Here is a 21,114-nt window from a genome sequence, read left to right on the forward strand (position 1 = left end):
TGAACGGCTCAACCACAACGCGCTACGGCATTTCCGGCGGCGTAATCCCGAAATGGTTCCAGGCGCGCACCGTCGCCATTCTTCCCCGCGGCGTACGCTGTAGAAAACCCTGCTGAATTAAGTAGGGCTCCAGCACATCTTCAATGGTTTCCCGCTCTTCGCCAATCGCGGCGGCGAGGTTATCCAGCCCCACCGGCCCGCCGAAGAACTTATCTATCACCGCCAGCAGCAGCTTGCGGTCCATATAGTCGAACCCTTCCGCATCGACATTGAGCATATCCAGCGCCTGGGCGGCAATGTCGGCGGAGATGGTGCCGTCGTGGCGCACTTCCGCGAAGTCACGCACCCGGCGCAGCAGACGGTTGGCAATACGCGGCGTGCCGCGTGAACGGCGGGCCACTTCCAGCGCGCCCTCGTCGCTCATCTCCAGCCCCATATGGCGGGCGCTGCGGCTGACAATATGCTGCAGATCGGGGATCTGATAGAACTCCAGACGCTGCACGATGCCAAAGCGGTCGCGCAGCGGCGAGGTCAACGAACCGGCCCGGGTGGTGGCGCCAATCAGGGTAAACGGCGGCAGGTCGATTTTAATCGAGCGCGCCGCCGGACCTTCGCCAATCATGATATCCAGCTGGTAGTCTTCCATTGCCGGATAGAGCACCTCTTCCACCACCGGCGAGAGGCGATGGATCTCATCGATAAACAGCACATCGTGCGGTTCGAGGTTGGTGAGCATCGCGGCGAGATCGCCCGCTTTCTCCAGCACCGGGCCGGAGGTGGTACGCAGATTCACCCCCATTTCATTGGCGACGATATTGGCCAGGGTGGTTTTCCCCAACCCTGGCGGGCCAAAAATCAGCAGGTGATCGAGGGCGTCGCCGCGCAGCTTCGCCGCCTGGATAAAGATCTCCATCTGCGAACGCACCTGCGGCTGGCCGACATACTCTGCCAGCAATTTTGGGCGGATGGCGCGGTCAGCGGCCTCTTCGAAGCCGCTGCTGTCTGCCGATACCAGCCGGTCTGCTTCAATCATCCCTTACCTCACAACGCGGCGCGCAGCGCTTCGCGGATTAGCGTTTCACTGTTGGCGTCCGGACGCGCGATCTTGCTGACCATCCGGCTGGCCTCCTGCGGTTTATAGCCCAGCGCGACCAGCGCGGCAACCGCTTCCTGCTCGGCATCGTCCGCCGTCGGGCCTGCCGGCGAGGTTAACACCAGATCGGCCGCCGGGGTGAACAGATCGCCGTGCAGCCCTTTGAAGCGGTCTTTCATCTCGACGATCAGGCGTTCAGCGGTTTTTTTACCAATCCCCGGCAACTTCACCAGCGAGGCGACCTCTTCCCGCTCAACGGCGTTGACGAACTGCTGCGCCGACATGCCGGAGAGGATCGCCAGCGCCAGCTTTGGCCCTACGCCGTTGGTTTTAATCAGCTCTTTAAACAGGGTACGCTCCTGTTTGTTGTTAAACCCATACAGCAGCTGGGCATCTTCACGCACCACAAAGTGGGTGAAGACAATCGCCTCCTGCCCGGCCTCCGGCAGCTCATAAAAGCAGGTCATTGGCATGTGCACTTCATAGCCGACGCCCGCCGTTTCCAGCAACACCAGCGGGGGTTGTTTTTCGAGAATGATGCCTCTGAGTCTGCCTATCACGTGGGGCTCCTGCGTTATGGTCTAAGTATCTGGCGGTATCATAAAAAAAGGCTGGATAGATATCCAGCCTGATTTGCGATTATCGTAAGCGCCCTCGCGCCAGATTGAGCCGGGTCTCGCTGATCTGAGCGGCATTCTGGCTGACATGGCAATGGGTGATGGCGATCGCCAGCGCATCCGCCGCATCCGCCTGCGGATTGGCAGGCAGCTTGAGCAAAGTGCGCACCATGTGCTGGACCTGACTCTTTTCAGCGCTGCCAATGCCGACAACCGTCTGCTTAACCTGGCGGGCGGCGTATTCAAACACCGGTAGCGACTGATTGGTCGCCGCCACGATCGCCACCCCGCGCGCCTGCCCGAGCTTTAACGCCGAGTCGGCATTCTTGGCCATAAAGACCTGCTCAATGGCGAAAAAGTCGGGCTGGAACTGGGTGATGATCTCCGTCACCCCGGCGTAGATCAGCTTCAGCCGCGACGGCAGATCGTCCACTTTGGTGCGGATACAGCCGCTGCCAAGGTAGCTCAGCTGCCGGCCGACCTGACGGATCACGCCATAACCGGTAACGCGCGACCCCGGGTCAATGCCGAGAATAATAGCCATCACGCGCCTCCGGTGAACCGTGGATGCGGCTGCATCACAGGGTGGCTGCGACCTCGTCGGAGATCTCGCCGTTATGGTACACTTCCTGCACGTCGTCGCAGTCTTCGAGCATATCGATCAGACGCAGCAGCTTCGGCGCCGTCTCGGCATCCATATCCGCTTTGGTGGACGGGATCATCGAGACTTCAGCAGCGTCGGCTTTCAGGCCAGCGGCTTCCAGCGCGTCGCGCACGGCGCCCATCTCTTCCCATGCGGTGTAGACGTCGATCGCGCCGTCGTCATAGGTCACCACGTCTTCAGCGCCAGCTTCCAGCGCCGCTTCCATGATAGTGTCTTCATCGCCTTTCTCGAAGGAAATGACGCCTTTTTTGCTGAACAGGTAGGAGACAGAACCGTCGGTGCCGAGGTTACCACCGGTTTTAGTGAAGGCGTGACGCACTTCCGCAACGGTACGGTTACGGTTGTCGGACAGACATTCCACCATCACCGCGGTGCCGCCAGGGCCATAGCCTTCGTAAATGATGGTTTCCATGTTCGCGTCTTCATCGCCGCCGACGCCGCGCGCGATGGCGCGGTTCAGGGTGTCGCGGGTCATGTTGTTAGACAGCGCTTTATCCACCGCCGCACGCAGACGCGGGTTGGACGCCGGATCGCCGCCGCCCAGACGCGCTGCGGTAACCAGTTCGCGAATGATTTTCGTAAAGATTTTACCGCGCTTGGCATCCTGTGCCGCTTTGCGGTGTTTGGTGTTGGCCCATTTACTATGACCTGCCATAAAAAACTCTCCAAAAAGCGCGCCCTTTCAGGCGGCGTTAATTACAAATTCTTCAATCGCCTGCCGGTTGCTCCACGACTTGGTCAGCGCAGCGGCTTCCGTCGCGCTGACCCAGCGGTAGGCCAGATGTTCGGTAAAGGTAATTTCCCGCTCATGAGGCAGCGCAAGACAGAACCAGAATTCCGTATTTCGCTCCACTCCCGGCGCATAGCGATGACGCAAATGAGAAAAGATCTCAAACTCCACCGTGCGCTGACAGTCGATTAAGGTCAGTTGCTCGCAGGCAACGTCAATGGCGACCTCTTCCTTTACTTCACGCGCGGCAGCCTGCAGCGCGGTCTCTCCTGCTTCCAGGCTGCCGGTGACCGACTGCCAGAACGCGGGATCGTCGCGCCGCTGCAACATCAGCACCCGTTTCGTATCTTCGGCGTAAATCACCACCAGCACCGAAACGGGCAGCTTAAATGACATATTACTTGTTCTCCAGAGACGCTTTTGCCTCTTTCTCCACAACCTGAATACCCAGTTCACCCAGCGCCGCCGGATTGGCGAAGCTTGGCGCTTCGGTCATCAGGCAGGCGGCCGCGGTGGTTTTCGGGAAAGCGATAACGTCGCGGATGTTATCGGTACCGGTCAGCAGCATGGTCAGACGGTCAAGACCGAACGCCAGGCCCGCATGCGGCGGGGTACCGTATTTCAGCGCATCGAGCAGGAAGCCGAATTTCTCACGCTGCTCTTGCTCGTTAATGCCCAGAATACCAAATACCGTCTGCTGCATGTCGCCGCGGTGGATACGCACCGAACCGCCGCCGACTTCATAACCGTTAATCACCATATCGTAGGCGTTGGCCACGGCCTCTTCCGGCGCGGCTTTCAGCTCGTCCGCCGTCATATCTTTCGGCGAGGTGAACGGATGGTGCATCGCCGTCAGGCCGCCTTCGCCGTCGTCTTCGAACATCGGGAAGTCGATCACCCACAGCGGCGCCCACTTGCTCTCGTCAGTCAGGCTCAGATCTTTGCCCAGCTTCAGACGCAGCGCGCCCAGCGCGTCGGCCACCACTTTCTTGTTGTCGGCGCCGAAGAAGATCATGTCTCCGTCCTGCGCGCCGGTGCGGTCGAGGATCGCTTCCACGATTTCAGCGGTCAGGAATTTGGCCACCGGGCTGTTGATCCCGTCCATGCCTTTGGCACGTTCGGTCACTTTAATATAGGCCAGCCCCTTCGCGCCGTAGATCTTGACAAAGTTGCCGTATTCGTCAATCAGCTTGCGGGTCAGAGAAGCCCCGCCCGGCACGCGCAGCGCCGCCACGCGCCCTTTCGGATCGTTGGCCGGGCCGGCAAAGACCGCGAACTCCACTGATTTCAGCAGGTCGGCGACGTCCACCAGCTCCATCGGGTTACGCAGGTCCGGTTTATCGGAACCGTAGCGACGTTCGGCTTCGGCGAAGGTCATGATCGGGAAGTCGCCCAGATCGACGCCTTTAATCTCCAGCCACAGCTGACGCACCATCGCTTCCATGATCTCACGCACCTGCGGCGCGGTCATAAAGGAGGTTTCCACGTCGATCTGGGTAAATTCAGGCTGACGGTCGGCACGCAGGTCTTCATCGCGGAAGCATTTGACGATCTGATAGTAGCGGTCGAAGCCGGACATCATCAGCAGCTGTTTGAACAGCTGCGGCGACTGCGGCAGCGCGTAGAATTTGCCTTTGTGCACGCGGGAAGGCACGAGGTAATCGCGGGCGCCTTCCGGGGTAGCTTTAGTCAGCATCGGGGTTTCGATGTCGAGGAAGCCATGGTCATCCATAAAGCGGCGCACAAAGCTGGTGATTTTCGCGCGGGTCTTCAGACGCTGCGCCATTTCCGGACGACGCAGGTCGAGGTAGCGGTATTTCAGACGCGCTTCTTCGGTGTTGACGTGATTGGAGTCCAGCGGCAGCGATTCTGAGCGGTTAATGATCGTCAGATCGGAAGCCAGCACTTCGATAGCGCCGGTGGCCATGTCCGCGTTGATGTTTTTCTCTTCACGCGCGCGAACGGTGCCAGTGACCTGAATGCAGAACTCATTACGCAGTTCAGAGGCTAACTTCAACGCATCCGCACGATCCGGATCGAAAAACACCTGAACGATGCCTTCGCGGTCGCGCATATCGATAAAAATGAGGCTACCGAGATCGCGACGGCGGTTGACCCAACCACACAGAGTCACCTGCTGCCCAACGTGGGACTGTCGAAGCTGTCCGCAATATTCTGTACGCATGAGATATCCCTTAACTTAGCCGTCGGCGGATTGTCGTCTGCCCTGCAGGCGACGAGGTCGCAGCTTTAGCTGATGTCACAACTGAATGAAAAAAGGCGGCTATTATACTGGAAATTCTGTCGTTCGATAAGTCCGACGCACGATGTACGCTGCTTTGCTGCGCGCTTAACGTCCACACTCACATAAATTAACAAAATTTGTTACCCTTTTGCTGAAGCCGCAAAGGTATTGTAGCCGCCTGACAACAGATGAAGATACGGGGATACCATGTTAGAACTCAATGCGAAAAACACGGCGCTGGTGGTGATCGATCTGCAGGAAGGCATTCTGCCTTTCGCCGGCGGCCCACATCGGGCTGACGAGGTGGTGGCGCGCGCCGCTCGCCTGGCAGACAAATGCCGGCAACAGGGTTCGCCGGTGATCATGGTCCGCGTCGGCTGGTCGGCCGATTTCGCCGAAGCGCTGAAACAGCCTGTCGACGCTCAGGCCGGGGCGCATACGCTGCCTGAGAACTGGTGGGCCTATCCGGCCGCGCTGGGTAAACAAGAGCGCGATATCGAAGTGACCAAACGCCAGTGGGGCGCGTTCTATGGCACCGACCTTGAGCTTCAGCTGCGCCGCCGCGGTATCGACACCATTATTCTCTGCGGCATATCCACCAACATCGGCGTCGAATCCACCGCCCGCAACGCCTGGGAGCTGGGCTTTAACCTGGTCATCGCCGAAGATGCCTGCAGCGCCGCCTCCGCCGAGCAGCATCAGGGCAGCATGACGCATATTTTCCCGCGCATCGGCCGCGTGCGCAGCACCGAGGAGATCCTCGCCGCGTTATGATTTATATTGGGCTTCCCCAGTGGTCGCACCCGAAATGGGTGCGCCTTGGCATCACCAGCCTTGAAGAGTACGCCCGCCACTTCAATTGCGTCGAGGGCAACACCACCCTGTATGCGCTGCCCAAGCCGGAGATTGTCGCTCGCTGGTACGAGCAGACCCACGATGACTTCCGCTTCTGCTTTAAATTCCCGGCGACTATCTCGCACCAGGCCGCCCTGCGCCATTGCGACGAGTTAAGTAATGAATTCTTCACCCGCCTGGCGCCGCTGGCCTCGCGCATCGGCCAGTACTGGCTGCAGCTGCCGGCGACCTTTGGTCCTCGCGATCTGCCCGCGCTATGGCACTTTCTCGACGCACTGCCGAAGGATTTCACCTACGGCGTCGAAGTTCGTCACCCCGAGTTCTTCGCCAAAGGGGAAGCGGAACAGCAGCTCAACCGCGGGCTGCACCAGCGCAACGTCAACCGCGTGATCCTCGACAGCCGCCCGGTCCACAGCGCCGCGGCCACCAGTCCGGCGATGATCGACGCGCAACAAAAGAAACCGAAGGTGCCGGTGCATGCAGTGATGACCGCCCGGCAGCCAATGGTGCGCTTTATTGGCGGCGACGATATGGTCCATAATCGGGAACTGTTTCGCGTCTGGCTGCAGACGCTGCCGAAATGGCATCAGTCGGGGACGCCGTGGCTGTTCCTCCATACCCCCGACATTGCTTACGCGCCGGCGCTGGTGGATACCCTGTGGGGCGATCTGCGCGCTGCCCTGCCGGCGCTAGGAAATGCGCCGTCGATTCCGCAGCAATCTTCTCTTTTCTGATATCCTGCTATCATATCCGGAGCCATCTGCCAGAGTTAAAGGGAGTTTTCGTATGGTCAGCGCGCTGTATGCCGTTTTAGGTGCGTTATTGTTAGTGAAGTTCTCATTTGACGTGGTGCGTTTGCGCACCCAATACCATGTAGGCTATGGCGACGGCGGCTTCAGCGAGCTGCAGGTCGCCATCCGCGTTCACGGCAATGCCGTGGAATATGTGCCGATTGGCCTCATTTTGCTGTTATTTATGGAGATGAACGGCGCCCAGACCTGGATGGTGCACGTTTGCGGCATTTTATTGATCCTCGGACGACTGATGCACTCCTGGGGTTTTCATCACCGTGTCTACCACTGGCGCCGCTCCGGCATGAGCGCCACCTGGTGCGCGTTGTTGCTGATGGTGCTGGCCAATCTCTGGTATATGCCCTGGGAGTTGGTTTTCTCCCTCCGTTAGCGCACAATACGCCGTTTTCGTTTTTTCGGGTTTAACGTTATGTCTCACCGCGATACGCTTTTTTCCGCGCCGATTGCCAGCCTCGGCGACTGGACCTTTGATGAACGGGTTGCTGAAGTCTTCCCCGATATGATCCAGCGTTCTGTGCCTGGCTACTCCAATATCATCTCGATGATCGGCATGCTGGCCGAGCGCTTCGTTCAGCCCCACACCCAGGTTTACGATCTTGGCTGTTCGCTGGGCGCCGCCACTCTTTCCGTGCGCCGCAATATTAGCCACCCGGGCTGCCGCATTATCGCCATCGATAACTCCCCGGCGATGGTGGAGCGCTGCCGTCGCCATATTGACGCCTATAAAGCACCGACGCCGGTCGAGGTGATTGAAGGGGATATCCGCGATGTGGCCATTGAAAACGCCTCGCTGGTGATCCTGAACTTTACCATTCAGTTCCTTGAGCCGGGCGATCGCCAGGCGATCCTCAATAAAGTCTATCAGGGGCTGAATCCCGGCGGCGCGCTGGTGCTCTCGGAGAAATTTAGCTTCGAAGACGCCCACGTCGGCGAGCTGCTGTTCAATATGCATCATGACTTTAAGCGCGCGAACGGCTACAGCGAGCTGGAGATCAGTCAAAAACGCAGCATGCTGGAAAATGTAATGCTGACCGACTCTGTGGAAACCCATAAAAAACGCCTGCGTCAGGCTGGGTTCGAACATGCCGAACTGTGGTTCCAGTGCTTTAACTTTGGCTCGCTGGTGGCAGTAAAATCCGGGGAGCAGGCATGATCGACTTCAGTAACTTCTATCAGCTGATCGCCAAAAGCCCGCTGTCTCACTGGCTGGAGACGCTGCCTGCCCAGGTAGCCGCCTGGCAGCGCGAGGCCCTGCATGGCAAGTTTCGCGAATGGGAGCGCGCCGTTGAGTTTCTTCCGGAATTAACGCCCTGGCGTCTGGACCTCCTGCACAGCGTCACCGCCGAAAGCGAAACGCCGCTCAGCGAAGGCCATCGGCTGCGGATAGAAAATCTGCTGAAAAACCTGATGCCATGGCGCAAAGGGCCTTATTCGCTGTACGGCATCAACATCGATACCGAATGGCGCTCCGACTGGAAATGGGAGCGCGTCCTGCCGCACCTGTCCGATCTTAGCGGACGAACCATCCTCGACGTGGGCTGCGGCAGCGGCTATCACATGTGGCGGATGATCGGCGCCGGCGCGCATCTGGCGGTCGGCATCGATCCCACCCAGCTGTTCCTGTGTCAGTTTGAAGCGGTACGTAAGCTCCTCGGCAACGACCAGCGGGCGCATCTTCTGCCGCTGGGCATCGAGCAGTTGCCGGCGCTGGAGGCCTTCGACACCGTGTTCTCGATGGGCGTGCTCTACCACCGCCGCTCGCCGCTGGATCATCTGTGGCAGCTGAAAGATCAGCTGGCGCCGGGAGGTGAGCTGGTGCTGGAGACGCTGGTGGTCGAAGGGGATGAAAATACGGTGCTGGTTCCGGGCGACCGTTATGCGCAGATGCGCAACGTCTATTTTATCCCCTCGGCGGCGGCCCTGAAAATGTGGCTGGAGAAGTGCGGATTTATCGATGTGCGCATCGTCGACGCCTGCGTCACCTCGACGGAGGAGCAGCGGCGCACAGAATGGATGACCAGCGAATCGCTGGCCGATTTCCTCGACCCGCGGGATCAGCGCAAAACCGTGGAAGGCTATCCGGCGCCATTACGGGCTGTGATCATTGCCACTAAACCGGAAACCCAGCAGTCGCTGGCAAAAAAAGCGAGATAAAAAAAGGCCCCTGTTTAATGGGCAGGGGCCTGGTACGGGCAATCATCATATTGGGCGACATGATGTGCAGCAAAAACCGTTTAACTTCTGTTAGCGGAAATTATCTTTTTCATCTCCGCCACCGCTGCGCCATTCACGGCGTAGCGTCTGTATTCGTCCGCATCGGGATCGGCTGACATCGAAACGCCTGGATGACGAAAGCGCATTTCCGATGGCAACCACTGGCCTGCAGAGCTATGAACCTCTTTCACCCCCGCCTGCAGAAACAGCGGCAGGTTCGCGGCGCGCACTCCCGCACCGGCCATAATGATTGGAGTATCCCCTGCGGCAATAAGTTCCGTAATTAATGAAATACCTTTCTCCGCCGAGGATTGCTGACCGGAAGTCAGGATACGTTTAACCCCCAGCTCACCCAGCGTCTCCCAGGCCTGACGCGGGTCGGCGCACAGATCGAACGCGCGATGAAAGGTCACCGCCAGCGGCCCGGCCGCAGCCATTATTTTTTTCATCCGCGGGATATCGACCTGACCATCGACATCCAGTACGCCGGTCACCAGCCCGGGAAAGCCGAGCTCCCGCACCATGCGGATGTCGCTAAGCATCGCGGCGAACTCCTCTTCGGTATAGCAGAAGTCGCCGCCACGCGGGCGGATAATCGGATGCACCGGGAGAGTAATCGCCTCGCGGACCGAGACCAGCACCCCGTAAGAGGGCGTTAATCCCCCTTCCTGCGGCGCGGCGCAGAGTTCAATACGATCGGCGCCGCTGCGCTCAGCTTCCCGGGCGCACGCCATGCTGTAACAACAAACTTCCAGTACCGCCATTCCTCACTCCCTGATCCAGACAACTTTCTTAGCATGTCATGATTTCACGCGGCAGACGCCGCGCAGCTTCACACTGTTACGTATCGGCTTGCTCGCTGGCGACGATTTGTTCAATAGACCACGGATGAAATTTGACCGTCACGCTGCCGTCGGTGACCGCCAGGGTGGGATTCGGCAGGCGCTCGTGTTCCCCTTTCGGCGAGCTGGTTTTGACAACGATCCCCGGCTGGCTGAGTCCGTCATCGGCCAGCAGCGCCAGTGCGCGGGCATTTAAGGTAGCCGGATCGCCGGGCAGGACAATTTCGATATGCTCCCAGCCTTCATGGGGATAGCGCTTTTCACCCGGCCACGGCAGCTCAACGATATGGAAGCGCCAGTGCGCCACGCAGACCGGCTCCGCCAGTTTAAACAGGCAGATAGGCCGGCCGTTGATTATATTCTCCGACAGCAGAGTGCCGCACTGCGCCAGACCGCTGCGCCAGCGCTCCGCGGTAGCGTTCTGATGACAGCGCAGGGAGATATGGTCGGCGTCGAGTCCGCCGATCTCCAGTCCCACTCGCGCAGCGAAGCGCTGCAGCGCATCGGAAAATCGCGGGAGATCCGCTGTAATATCGGCCAGTTGTTCAATCTGCTGCCAGTTCGCCATGGGTTTGCTCGTCAATTAGGTTCGTCAATAATAAAAAGGCTAATCTACCGTGTTTCCGGCCGCTGACCAACCGCCACCCTGCCGATACGTGACTGACCGGCGATGGATTGCCCACGCCGCCGGGCCGCGCGCGATGCTGACGGACGGGGACAAATGCAGTATACTCCCGCCCTAATTTGTCCACATTCCGGCGCCGCCTCCCTCGGGGGCTGGCGCATTACACGTAAGGTATTCCGGTGAATATTCAGGCTCTTCTCTCAGAAAAAGTCAGCCAGGCCCTGATCGCGGCAGGCGCGCCTGCCGATTGCGAACCTCAGGTCCGCCAGTCAGCAAAAGTTCAGTTCGGTGACTATCAGGCCAACGGCGTGATGGCTGTCGCCAAAAAACTGGGCATGGCGCCGCGACAACTTGCAGAGCAGGTACTGTCTCATCTTGACCTCAACGGCATTGCCAGCAAGGTTGAAATCGCCGGGCCGGGCTTTATCAATATTTTCCTTGACCCCGCGTTCCTGGCGGACAACGTCAACCGCGCGCTGCAGTCCGAACGCCTGGGCGTCGCCACGCCGCAGGTACAGACCATCGTCGTCGACTACTCGGCGCCGAACGTGGCGAAAGAGATGCACGTCGGCCATCTGCGTTCGACCATCATTGGCGATGCCTCGGTCCGTACCCTGGAGTTTCTTGGCCATAAGGTGATCCGCGCCAACCACGTCGGCGACTGGGGCACCCAGTTCGGCATGCTGATCGCGTATCTGGAAAAACAGCAGCAGGAAAACGCCGGTGAGATGGCCCTGGCCGACCTCGAAGGTTTCTATCGCGAAGCGAAAAAACACTACGACGAAGACGAAGCCTTCGCCGAGCGCGCACGCAGCTACGTGGTTAAGCTGCAGGGCGGCGATGAGTACTTCCTGCAGATGTGGCGTAAGCTGGTCGACATCACCATGTCGCAGAACCAGATCACCTACGATCGCCTGAATGTGACGCTGACCCGCGATGACGTGATGGGCGAAAGCCTGTACAACCCGATGCTGCCGGGGATCGTCGCCGATCTGAAAGCCAAAGGGCTGGCCGTTGAGAGCGAAGGCGCCACCGTGGTGTTCCTTGATGAGTATAAAAACAAGGAAGGCGAACCGATGGGCGTCATCATCCAGAAAAAGGATGGCGGCTACCTCTATACCACCACCGATATCGCCTGTGCGAAGTATCGCTATGAAACGCTGCACGCCGACCGCGTGCTCTACTACATCGACTCCCGTCAGCACCAGCACCTGATGCAGGCGTGGACCATCGTGCGCAAGGCAGGCTATGTGCCGGACTCCGTGCCGCTGGAGCACCATATGTTCGGCATGATGCTGGGTAAAGATGGCAAGCCGTTTAAAACCCGCGCCGGCGGCACCGTGAAGCTGGCGGATCTGCTGGACGAAGCGCTGGAGCGCGCGCGTCGCCTGGTGGCCGAGAAGAACCCGGAGATGTCCGCTGATGAGCTGGAAAATCTGGCGAAAGTGGTGGGTATCGGCGCGGTGAAATATGCCGACCTGTCGAAAAACCGCACCACCGACTACGTTTTCGACTGGGATAATATGCTGGCGTTCGAAGGCAACACCGCGCCGTATATGCAGTATGCCTATACCCGCGTGCTCTCCGTGTTCCGCAAAGCCGGCATTGATGAAAACGCCCTCACCGACGCGCCGGTGGTAATTGCGGAAGATCGCGAAGCCCAGCTGGCCGCGCGCCTGCTGCAGTTTGAAGAGACCCTCTCCGTGGTCGCTCGCGAAGGGACGCCGCACGTGATGTGCGCCTACCTCTACGATCTGGCGGGCCTGTTCTCCGGTTTCTACGAGCACTGCCCGATCCTCAGCGCGGAGAGCGAAGCGACCCGCAACAGCCGCCTGAAGCTGGCGCTGCTGACGGCGAAAACCCTCAAGCTGGGTCTTGATACCCTCGGTATCGAAACCGTCGAGCGTATGTAAAACCAACCCGGCGAAAGCCGGGTTAGTTTTTTCAGGCGCCGCGCCAGCGGGCTCTCTTGCTCAGAAATACTTGCGCAGATACTCGGTCAGACAGAGGATCGCCATCGCCTGGCCGTAGGGCATCGAGGTGAGTGGGATCTGGCGATAGAAATCGAGGTCTGACCCCATGCCGGTGCCAAAGGAAGTCTGCAGCAGCTCCCCCTGCGGCGATATATTGTGCACAATTCCGCGAATCGCTTTTTCAGCCACTCCGGCATAGTGCTGCCCGACATATCGCTTGCGCACCGCTTTAAGTATGCCGTAGGCAAAGCCGGCGGTCGCCGAAGCCTCAGGATAAGAGTGCGGGTCGTCCAGCAGGGTATGCCACAGGCCGCTGTCATCCTGGCATTTCGCTAAAGCGGCAATTTGCGCGTTCAGCACCTCGGTCAGATAGCGCCGTACCGCATTCCCTTCCGGAAGATCCACTAACTCAAGAAAATCCGGGATCACCATGGTTAGCCAGCTGTTGCCCCGTGCCCAGCGCGCCCGGGCAAAGTTATGCCGACCGTCATAGCTCCAGCCGTGAAACCACAGCCCGGTTTCCCGGTCCATCAGGTTTTGCACATGAAGCAGGAACTGATAGGTCGCCTCCTCCACATACTGCGGACGGTGAAGCAGCTTGCCTATTTTGGCTAACGGCAACACGGTCATCATCAGCGTGTCATCCCACATTTGCTGGTGGTTCTCTTCCGCCAGGGTGATGTGCTGCATACCGCCCTGCTCGGTACGCGGCATCTCATACATCGCCCACTCCGCCCAGCTCTCCAGCCACGGCAGATACGCCTTACACCCGGTCTCTTCAAAGCGATAAGCCAGGGTCAGAAACGGCGCCATGGTGTTGACGTTTTTGGTCGTTGCCCCCTCAGTGAAGCGGTCGGCAAACCAGCGGTCGATAATATCGCGCATCTCGATATCGCCGGTTTGCTGATAATACTGATAGATGCCGTACAGCCCTACGCCGTGGGTCCACTCCCAGCCGGCCCAGCCTTTGGTATCAATAACGCGCCCGTCATCCAGGCGCAGTAAAAATTGCCCGCTCTCATCCTTAATATTCACCAGGTTTTGCGTCACGTTGCGGATCAGCGCCTGCAGTTCGCTGCGGGCGATAAAACGCTCAGGCTGACAGAGTAATGGGCTATGTTTGACCGGCCAAACTTTCATGTTGTTAACCTCGGGTATATGTCGAATTCAAAGCGCCGCCCTGGGTGAGCGCCGGGGCAGCAGGTTTATGACGATTCAGATAGCCAATATTGTTATTCCCCCACAGGCAGTCGTAGGGCATCCCCGCCAGCATCTCGACCACCGCGCGGTGTTCCGCACTGGTCAGCTCCGGCCGGGCGTGACCGCTTTCGCGCATTCTGAGGGTTTCGCTGCGCAGGACGCTGTGGGTATGCAGATTGAGTTTGAAGCGCAGTGAAACGAGGAAACCGCAGGCTAACACCACCAATGTACCGACGCTGAGGATCAGCAGAATGGTATGGCTGACCCCTTCAGGCTGTATTTTTTGCCCGGAGACAAACCCCGACAGTTGCATAATGATGCCCACCAGCATCACCGCCCCCGCCTGCGAGGCTTTGCGGGTCAGGGTCATGATGCCGGCAAAAATCCCCTCCCGGCGCTGGCCGGTGATCGCTTCGTCGACGTCGGCAATATAGGTGTAGGTATTCCACGGCACGTAGTTAATCCCGCCGCGTCCCAGTCCGGCGACAGCAGAGATGAGCAACAATAATGAATAGACGTCGCTCAGTCCGGCGTAATAGAGCAGCGCATAGGAGAGCGAACTCAGGCCAAAGAGGACCACCACCATGCGGTACGACGGCGCGGGGCCAAAGCGAATGCACAGCGGGATCATGGCGATCACGGCAATAAACTGGAAAATCGCCATCGTCCCCAGCAGATTCGAGGCGACAGAAGCTTCCTGCATCAGAACAAAGACCACGTAATAGGTAAACACGGCATTGAAGACGTCCTGGGCGATATAGCCCCCCAGATACATGCCGAGGTGCTGGCGGAAAATTTTTATCCGCAGCGTAGAGCTCAGCTCAATCACCAGGCGATTGAGGCTCTGGGCGAGAGTGAGGTTCTGTTTTTCCGCTTCCGCCCGCAGCGCCGCCTCTGACCAGGCCTCACGCGGCCGCTCCCAGGTGAAACACCAGACGAAGGTCAGCATCACCGCGCACAGGACCGAGAACACCAGACTGGCATAAAAGAACGAGCTGGCATTGTCTTTGCCGAGCCAGGTAAGGAGGATCCCCGGCAGAAAGGAGGCTAAAATCGCCGACATTTGCGCCATTGAGATGCGCGCGCCGGAGAATTTGGTTTTCTGTTTAAAGTCATCGGTCATCTCCGGCACCAGCGTCTCGTAGGGCACCAGAATCATGGTGTAGACCATATCAAACAGCAGATAGGTGACCAGGTAGTACCAGAATCCCATCTCGCCGACCCACATCGCCGAGTAGCTGAATACGCAGGGGATGCCGAGCAGAATAAAGAATTTTCTGCGGCCGAAGCGCTTGCCGAGCCAGGTGGTGCCGAAGTTATCGGTGAGAAAGCCCATCAGCGGGCTCACCACCGCATCCAGTACGCGGGCGGAAGCGAATATAAGCGTGGCTTCTATCGGGGAGAGTCCGCAGAAGGTGGTGTAAAAGTAGAGCAGCCATGCGGCGGTTAGCGCCGTGGTGCCGGCGCCGAGGAAATCGCCCGCGCCGTAGGCCAGGTAGTTAGCCAGTCCAATCTTTCGTGTTTTCATCGCCGTGATCCTGTGTCTTTTTTTAAGAGAACGCCGACAATCTTTCCGGATTTGCCACCGGAAGGGAGTGGGTACCTGGCTACACTAAAAGCAGTGAAACGACGTTACCTTTGTGTTTTTGCCACGGAAGAACCGCCGATGGCAAAATGACAAAGAGACGATGTCTCAACTTCACTCATTTATAAAACAGCATTTCTTTTAAATAAAAAATTAGGTTCATTTATGTGATCTTGTCGGGAAAACGCGGACTGGCGAAGAGCGTCGCAAATCCCGGGATCGGCCCTTGCGTAGCCGGGTAAACAGGAGTAAAGAAGGAAAGAAAGGGTTATTCCGCGTATCTCAAGGAGGCCAGATGCCTTATTCACATCTGCTGGTTGCCGTCGCGCCAACGCCGGAGAGTCAGGTATTAATTAAAAAAGCGGTGTCAATTGCCCGCCCCGTGAACGCGAAAGTGAGCTTTATCACCCTCGCCACGGATCCGGAGCTGTATAACCAGTTCGCCGCGCCGATGATGGAAAACCTGCGCGAGGTGATGCAGGAAGAGACGCGTGATTTTCTCAACGAGCTGGCGCGTCACGCGGACTACCCGATAGAAAAAATGACCATCGCCTGCGGCGAACTGGGCCATCATATTAAGGACTTCTGCCGGTCACACCAGGTCGATCTGGTGATCTGCGGCAATCATAATCATTCCCTTTTTTCGCGCGCCACCTGCTCGGCGAAAAATATCGTCGGCAGCTGCGGCGTCGATGTCCTGCTGGTTTCCCTTGAAAAGGGCTAACGCCGGTTAGCCCTTTTCCTGAACTAGGCCAGTTTAGGGAACGTGGCTATCTTCCCCCGCAGGCGGCTCTCCTCGCTGCGCGGCGAAATATGCTGCAGATCGTCGACAAAGCGCGCCTGCCAGTTATGAATATCATTTTCTCTGATCACATCCAGCATCGCGGAATGACGGGCAATACGTTCCGCCAGCGGCATGCTTAGGGCGCGATCCAGCGCGGCGGCAACCTCGTCGCGATCGTAGGGATTGACGATCAGGGCGCTGTTCAGCTCCTGCGCCGCGCCGGCAAACTGCGACAGGACCAGTACGCCAGGGTTATCCGGATCTTGCGCCGCCACGTATTCCTTCGCCACCAGGTTCATGCCATCGCGCAGCGGCGTCACCAGCCCAACGTCAGAGTAGCGGAAGACCTTCATCAGCAGCTTACGATCAAAATGCTGGTTCAGATAGTAAAGCGGAGTCCAGCCAAGCTGGCCGAACTGGCCATTGATGCGTCCGGCTGCGGTTTCCAGCTGGTGGCGGATATCCTGATAGGCCTGCACATCGCCGCGGGACGTCGGCGCGATCTGGGTATAACGGATCTTACCGTGATGCTGAGGATACTTTTCGAGCAGCGTCTCATAGGCGAGGAACCGCTCCGGCAACCCTTTCGAGTAGTCAAGGCGCTCCACCGAGAAGATATTCTTCACGTTTTTGAGCTCGTTTTTCAGCTGGACCAGCTTCGGCGGCAGCGGACCTTTGGCATTGCGCGTAATCTCGTCCGGATCGATCCCTATCGGATAAACCTCGGTGCTAAACGCTTTACCCCACGCCTGATAGCGTTTGTCTCCGAGGTCGGAGAGTCGGGTCTGCATGGCTATGCTGTCGAGAAAGGCGGTTCTGTCGCTTTCAGTCTGGAAGCCCAACAGATCGTAGTCGCACAGTTGCTCCAGCAGCTCAGCGTGCGGCGGTAGCGCGTTAAAAATCTCCGGCGTCGGGAAAGGAATATGCAAGAAGAAGCCGATGCGGTTGTTGACCCCGCGCTTGCGCAGTTCGCTGGCGAAGGGCAGCAGATGGTAATCATGGATCCACAACGTATCATCTGGCTCGATCAGCGGTAGAAGCTTGTCCGCCAGCATGGCGTTAACTCGCTGATATCCCTCCCAGGCTTCGCGCTGGAAGCTGACCAGATCAAGACGATAGTGGAAGGCCGGCCACAGCACGGCGTTAGAGAACTGGTTGTAGTATTCATCATGGTCACGTTCGTTAAGGTTGAACGATGCCCATGAAATATTTCCTCGGGAGACCTGCTTCAGCGGCTGCTGGTCATCGCCAATTTCGCCGCTCCAGCCAAACCACAGACCCCCTGCCGCTTTCAGTGCCCCCAGGATGCCGACGGCCAGACCGCCAGCGCTCGATTTTTTATCGTCCGGTAAGGCGATACGGTTAGAGACTACGACTAAACGACTCATGGTCATCCCTCCTTTCGGTTTGCGCGTCATACGCCAGATGTTGCAACCACGTCCTTACGGCGGCGGCATCCGCCAACCGCCAGTGCGCCTGAGTTTCCCCGGCGCCAACTTTTATCGACATTCCCTGCAGTTGATTCACCACGCTGAATCCCGCCTCGTCGGTCAAATCATCGCCAACAAAAACCGGTTCGCGACCGGCAAACGGCGCTTCCTGCATGAAGGCAGTGATCGCCTCCCCTTTGTTGACACCGCGGGGTTTAATCTCCACCACGCATTTGCCAAGCTGCAGCGCCAGCAGCGGGTAGCGCTGAACTATGCGCTGCGCCAGCTCCAGCACCGCGCTCTGCTGCTGCGGGGCCTGACGGTAGTGCAGCGCGAAGGCCATCTCTTTACTCTCCAGCTCACACCCGGGGAGCGCCTGCAGCGCCGAGGTCAGCTCAGCCGCGATTTCATCGCGCAGGGCCGACGGCAGAGAGACAATATAGGTTTTGCCATTGATATCACGGCGCTCGGCCCCGTGAACGCCGGCCAGCGGTAGCCGCCAGGGATGGGTCAGCGCGTCAAGTTCAGCCATTGAGCGCCCTGAAATCAATGCCACCGCCCCGCCCTGCTGCCGGGCCAGCGCGTTGAGCGCCTGCAGCGTGATGTCGGGTATCACCACCTGATCGGGGTGCGGCTGGATATCGGCAAGAGTACCGTCGAGGTCAAAGAAAAAAGCGTAGTTTCCGGTTAGCGCAGGCGGTACAGATATCTGGTTATCCACCCTGTTTCCTCCTTATCATGGCCAGCCGAAGCTGGTTGTTAATTATATGTTAGCCATGTAAGTATAGACAGTGTGACCAACCTCGCCATTTTTGATAGATACCGCCAGCGAAACGGGCGCTGGCGGCAATTACTCTGTAGACTTAAAAGTTATGCCTGAAATCAAGCCGCACGTTTGGCTTTTTGTTTGTAACGGTCAAAGATCACCGCCGCCAGCAGGATGACCCCGCGCACGACGTATTGCGAGAATGGCGAGATGTTAAGCAGGTTCATCGCATTTTCCACGGTCCCGAGGATCAGGATCCCGGCCACCACGTAGGAGATCTTGCCGATCCCGCCCTTCAGCGACACCCCGCCCAGCACACAGGCCGAAATAACAATCAGCTCATAGCCAATCGAAGTCATCGGCTGGCCGCTGGTCATTCGCGACGCCAGGATAATCCCCGCCGCGGCCGACACCAGACCGGAGAGCACAAAGATAATAATCTTGGTGCGCACCACCGGAACGCCGGCCAGACGCGCCGCCTCTTCATTGCCGCCTATAGCCAGCGTATTACGGCCAAAGGTGGTTTTGTTTAGTAATAATCCGAAAACCACCAGGCAGGCGACCGTCAGCCAGATCGGCGCCGGCAGACCAAACCAGTTGGCGTAACCGAGGGTGAAGAAGCGCTCATCTTCGATCCCCACCGCTTTACCGTCGGAGATAATGTAGGCCAGGCCGCGGACAATCTGCATAGTGGCCAGCGTGGTGATCAGGGCGTTTATCTTCAGACGGGCAATGACAAAGCCGTTGACCAGGCCACTGACTGCCCCCAGCAGCAGACCGGCGGCAATCCCCAGCCACAGGCTTTCGCTCAGGTTAATCACCACCGCGGTAGTGACCCCGGCACAGGCGATAACCGACGCCACCGACAGGTCGAAATCGCCGGAGGCCAGGCAGAAGAGCATGCCGCAGGCCACCATCCCGGACATCGAGATCGCCAGCCCCAGCCCCTTCATATTGACGAATGAGGCAAAGTTAGGCACAAAAATTACGCAGCCGATAAACAGCACCGCAAACACCACCAGCATGCCAAACTGATCCCAGATACGGGCGAAGCTAAAGGCAGAGCGGGTAGCGCCGGACGTAGTCACTGATGACATCATTTACTCCTTACTCAGGCGACAGCCTGACTCACTTTTGGCATCGCAAGGCTTAACGCCTGCTGTTCATTGGCTTCTTCATGCAGCAGTTCGCCGGCGACTTGCCCTTCACGCATCACCACGATGCGGTCGGCGACGCCCAGCACTTCCGGCAGGTCGCTGGAGGCAAATACCACGGCGACACCGGCGGCGGCGAGGCCATATATCACGTTGTAAATTTCATGTTTGGCGCCGACATCGATGCCGCGGGTGGGCTCATCGAGCAGGATCACCTTCATCTCTTCCGACAGCCAGCGGCCAAGGATCGCTTTCTGCTGGTTGCCGCCAGACAGGTTCATGATAAGCTGTTCCGGGCCCGGCGTTTTAATGTTCAGCGACTGGATATGCTGATCGGCGTTGTCCGCCTCCCAGGCGTTGTTGATCAGGCAGCCGGCGTGGATATGCTTGCGCCGGGCGCTGATATTGATATTGTCGCGCACGGAGTGAACCGGAATAATCCCCTCCGCTTTACGATCTTCCGGACACAGCATCATCCCGGCCTGGATGGCCTGGGCCGGTTTGCGGATGTCGACGGGCTGGCCATCGATATACACCTGACCGCCGGTGATCCGCGTCCCGCCGAACAGACCTTTCATCAGTTCGCTGCGCCCGGCGCCCACCAGCCCGAACAGGCCGACGATTTCGCCACTGCGCACCGAGAGGCTGACCGGCGTGCGCACGCCCGGGGCTTTGACCTCCTCCAGACGCAGCCGCTCTTCGCCATAGGGACGAGGTTTCCAGCCGTAAATATCACCCAGATTGCGCCCGACCATCGCCTGGACCAGCGCGTCGTGGCTGACGCTCGACATATCGTCAAAGGTGCAGACGTAGCGACCATCCTTAAAGACGGTGATGGCATCGCTGAGGGCAAAAATTTCTTCCATCCGGTGTGAGACATAGATGATGACCCGCCCCTCCTCCCGTAGCTCGCGGATAACGCGAAACAGGTTGTCGATCTCCCGGGCGGAGAGCGAGCTGGTCGGTTCATCGAAGGCGATAATCTTGGCGTTACGCGCCAGCGCTTTGGCAATCTCCACCATCTGCCACTGGCCAATGGAGAGATACTTCAGCGGCGTCTCCGGGTCGATATCCAGCCCCAGATGCTCCAGCTGCAGACGGGCCTCATAGTTGAGCAGCGAGCGGTTGACGATGCCGCCTTTGTGCGGCAGCTGGCCAAGATAGATATTTTCCGCGACGGTCATCTCCGGGATCAGATGCAGCTCCTGATAGATAATCGCCACGCCGGCGTTGAGCGCCGCCATCGTATTAGTGAACGCCATCTGCTGGCCGCCGATCTGCAGGTGGCCAGCGGTGGGGATGTAGTTACCGCTGAGAATTTTCAACAGCGTCGATTTGCCTGCGCCATTTTCGCCCATCAGCGCGTGGATCTGTCCTGGGTAGCAGTCAAAACTGATATCGGACAAGGCCTTTACGCCAGGGAACGTCATGGTGATGCCGCGAAATGAGAGATAAGGGGTAGACTGTTGCATAACGACTCCGCTCTTCTGCACTCAGCCCCCGCCGCGGCGGGGGCCAGTTCAAC

General features: G+C 58.5%; 21 protein-coding genes. 7 read left to right on the forward strand and 14 right to left on the reverse strand.

What is annotated here, in order from left to right:
- Positions 1 to 22: 22 nt before the first annotated feature.
- From ruvB to aspS, 6 genes are all read right to left on the reverse strand, one after another.
- Positions 23 to 1,033 carry a Holliday junction branch migration DNA helicase RuvB gene (gene ruvB, locus CE636_RS06135; RefSeq protein ID WP_004148860.1) on the reverse strand — a complete coding sequence of 337 codons (1,011 nt, stop codon included), beginning with the start codon at positions 1,031 to 1,033 and terminating at the stop codon, positions 23 to 25.
- Between the two features lie 8 nt (positions 1,034 to 1,041).
- Positions 1,042 to 1,653 carry a Holliday junction branch migration protein RuvA gene (ruvA, locus tag CE636_RS06140; protein WP_002911454.1) on the reverse strand — a complete coding sequence of 204 codons (612 nt, stop codon included), beginning with the start codon at positions 1,651 to 1,653 and terminating at the stop codon, positions 1,042 to 1,044.
- Positions 1,654 to 1,732: 79 nt separating this feature from the next.
- On the reverse strand, positions 1,733 to 2,254 hold the full coding sequence (ruvC, locus tag CE636_RS06145) for a crossover junction endodeoxyribonuclease RuvC (protein WP_004203412.1): 522 nt from the start codon (positions 2,252 to 2,254) through the stop codon (positions 1,733 to 1,735).
- Positions 2,255 to 2,288: 34 nt separating this feature from the next.
- The gene (locus CE636_RS06150; protein ID WP_002911459.1) at positions 2,289 to 3,029 is read right to left on the reverse strand and encodes a YebC/PmpR family DNA-binding transcriptional regulator; all 741 of its coding nucleotides are present in this window, start codon (positions 3,027 to 3,029) and stop codon (positions 2,289 to 2,291) included.
- Between the two features lie 27 nt (positions 3,030 to 3,056).
- Positions 3,057 to 3,500: a dihydroneopterin triphosphate diphosphatase gene (gene nudB / locus CE636_RS06155; RefSeq protein WP_002911477.1), complete on the reverse strand. Its 444-nt coding sequence runs from the start codon at positions 3,498 to 3,500 to the stop codon at positions 3,057 to 3,059.
- Between the two features lies 1 nt (position 3,501).
- Positions 3,502 to 5,289 (reverse strand): aspartate--tRNA ligase, encoded by a 1,788-nt coding sequence (gene aspS / locus CE636_RS06160; RefSeq protein ID WP_004203416.1) that lies wholly within the window; start codon positions 5,287 to 5,289, stop codon positions 3,502 to 3,504.
- A 267-nt stretch (positions 5,290 to 5,556) separates the two neighbouring features.
- Between aspS and CE636_RS06165 the strand changes: the two genes are divergently transcribed.
- From CE636_RS06165 to cmoB, 5 genes are read left to right on the forward strand one after another with little or no spacing between them, the layout of a single operon-like run.
- Entirely contained in the window at positions 5,557 to 6,123 is a 567-nt protein-coding gene (locus CE636_RS06165; protein WP_017900220.1) for a hydrolase, read from the forward strand.
- On the forward strand, positions 6,120 to 6,938 hold the full coding sequence (locus CE636_RS06170; protein WP_017900221.1) for a DUF72 domain-containing protein: 819 nt from the start codon (positions 6,120 to 6,122) through the stop codon (positions 6,936 to 6,938). The genes CE636_RS06165 and CE636_RS06170 overlap by 4 nt, the downstream gene beginning before the upstream one ends.
- 52 nt (positions 6,939 to 6,990) lie before the next feature.
- Complete coding sequence (locus tag CE636_RS06175; RefSeq protein ID WP_004203421.1) at positions 6,991 to 7,386, forward strand: MAPEG family protein; 396 nt, start codon at positions 6,991 to 6,993, stop codon at positions 7,384 to 7,386.
- Positions 7,387 to 7,425: 39 nt separating this feature from the next.
- Positions 7,426 to 8,169: a carboxy-S-adenosyl-L-methionine synthase CmoA gene (gene cmoA, locus CE636_RS06180; RefSeq protein ID WP_004203422.1), complete on the forward strand. Its 744-nt coding sequence runs from the start codon at positions 7,426 to 7,428 to the stop codon at positions 8,167 to 8,169.
- Positions 8,166 to 9,170, forward strand: coding sequence for a tRNA 5-methoxyuridine(34)/uridine 5-oxyacetic acid(34) synthase CmoB (gene cmoB, locus CE636_RS06185; RefSeq protein WP_017900222.1), 1,005 nt, complete (start codon positions 8,166 to 8,168; stop codon positions 9,168 to 9,170). The genes cmoA and cmoB overlap by 4 nt, the downstream gene beginning before the upstream one ends.
- A gap of 80 nt (positions 9,171 to 9,250) precedes the next feature.
- Here the strand turns inward: cmoB and cutC are convergent, their stop codons facing one another.
- Together cutC and CE636_RS06195 are read right to left on the reverse strand one after the other, a co-directional pair.
- The gene (gene cutC, locus CE636_RS06190; RefSeq protein ID WP_017900223.1) at positions 9,251 to 9,994 is read right to left on the reverse strand and encodes a copper homeostasis protein CutC; all 744 of its coding nucleotides are present in this window, start codon (positions 9,992 to 9,994) and stop codon (positions 9,251 to 9,253) included.
- 76 nt (positions 9,995 to 10,070) lie between these two features.
- Positions 10,071 to 10,640 carry a VOC family protein gene (locus CE636_RS06195; protein WP_017900224.1) on the reverse strand — a complete coding sequence of 190 codons (570 nt, stop codon included), beginning with the start codon at positions 10,638 to 10,640 and terminating at the stop codon, positions 10,071 to 10,073.
- Between the two features lie 236 nt (positions 10,641 to 10,876).
- Between CE636_RS06195 and argS the strand changes: the two genes are divergently transcribed.
- On the forward strand, positions 10,877 to 12,610 hold the full coding sequence (gene argS, locus CE636_RS06200; RefSeq protein ID WP_004203428.1) for an arginine--tRNA ligase: 1,734 nt from the start codon (positions 10,877 to 10,879) through the stop codon (positions 12,608 to 12,610).
- 60 nt (positions 12,611 to 12,670) lie between these two features.
- Here argS and CE636_RS06205 read toward each other — a convergent pair whose 3' ends face one another.
- Together CE636_RS06205 and CE636_RS06210 are read right to left on the reverse strand one after the other, a co-directional pair.
- Positions 12,671 to 13,810, reverse strand: a complete 1,140-nt coding sequence (locus tag CE636_RS06205) for a glycoside hydrolase family 88/105 protein (protein ID WP_017900225.1) — start codon at positions 13,808 to 13,810, stop codon at positions 12,671 to 12,673.
- Positions 13,811 to 13,814: 4 nt separating this feature from the next.
- Positions 13,815 to 15,398 carry an MFS transporter gene (locus CE636_RS06210; RefSeq protein ID WP_017900226.1) on the reverse strand — a complete coding sequence of 528 codons (1,584 nt, stop codon included), beginning with the start codon at positions 15,396 to 15,398 and terminating at the stop codon, positions 13,815 to 13,817.
- A 352-nt stretch (positions 15,399 to 15,750) separates the two neighbouring features.
- On the opposite strand from CE636_RS06210, the gene uspC reads away from it, so the two are divergent.
- Positions 15,751 to 16,179: a universal stress protein UspC gene (gene uspC, locus CE636_RS06215; RefSeq protein ID WP_004203433.1), complete on the forward strand. Its 429-nt coding sequence runs from the start codon at positions 15,751 to 15,753 to the stop codon at positions 16,177 to 16,179.
- Positions 16,180 to 16,202: 23 nt separating this feature from the next.
- Here the strand turns inward: uspC and otsA are convergent, their stop codons facing one another.
- The 4 genes from otsA to araG all read right to left on the reverse strand — a co-directional run bounded on the left by otsA (position 16,203) and on the right by araG (position 21,061).
- On the reverse strand, positions 16,203 to 17,627 hold the full coding sequence (gene otsA, locus CE636_RS06220) for an alpha,alpha-trehalose-phosphate synthase (protein ID WP_004203435.1): 1,425 nt from the start codon (positions 17,625 to 17,627) through the stop codon (positions 16,203 to 16,205).
- Positions 17,602 to 18,390: a trehalose-phosphatase gene (gene otsB / locus CE636_RS06225; RefSeq protein WP_017900227.1), complete on the reverse strand. Its 789-nt coding sequence runs from the start codon at positions 18,388 to 18,390 to the stop codon at positions 17,602 to 17,604. The genes otsA and otsB overlap by 26 nt, the downstream gene beginning before the upstream one ends.
- Positions 18,391 to 18,551: 161 nt before the next feature.
- Positions 18,552 to 19,532: an L-arabinose ABC transporter permease AraH gene (gene araH / locus CE636_RS06230; RefSeq protein WP_004203438.1), complete on the reverse strand. Its 981-nt coding sequence runs from the start codon at positions 19,530 to 19,532 to the stop codon at positions 18,552 to 18,554.
- 14 nt (positions 19,533 to 19,546) lie between these two features.
- On the reverse strand, positions 19,547 to 21,061 hold the full coding sequence (araG, locus tag CE636_RS06235; RefSeq protein WP_004203440.1) for an L-arabinose ABC transporter ATP-binding protein AraG: 1,515 nt from the start codon (positions 21,059 to 21,061) through the stop codon (positions 19,547 to 19,549).
- Between the last annotated feature and the right edge of the window lie 53 nt (positions 21,062 to 21,114).

It is taken from the genome of Klebsiella sp. LY (assembly GCF_004010915.1).
In the GTDB taxonomy this organism is placed as follows: domain Bacteria; phylum Pseudomonadota; class Gammaproteobacteria; order Enterobacterales; family Enterobacteriaceae; genus Klebsiella; species Klebsiella quasipneumoniae.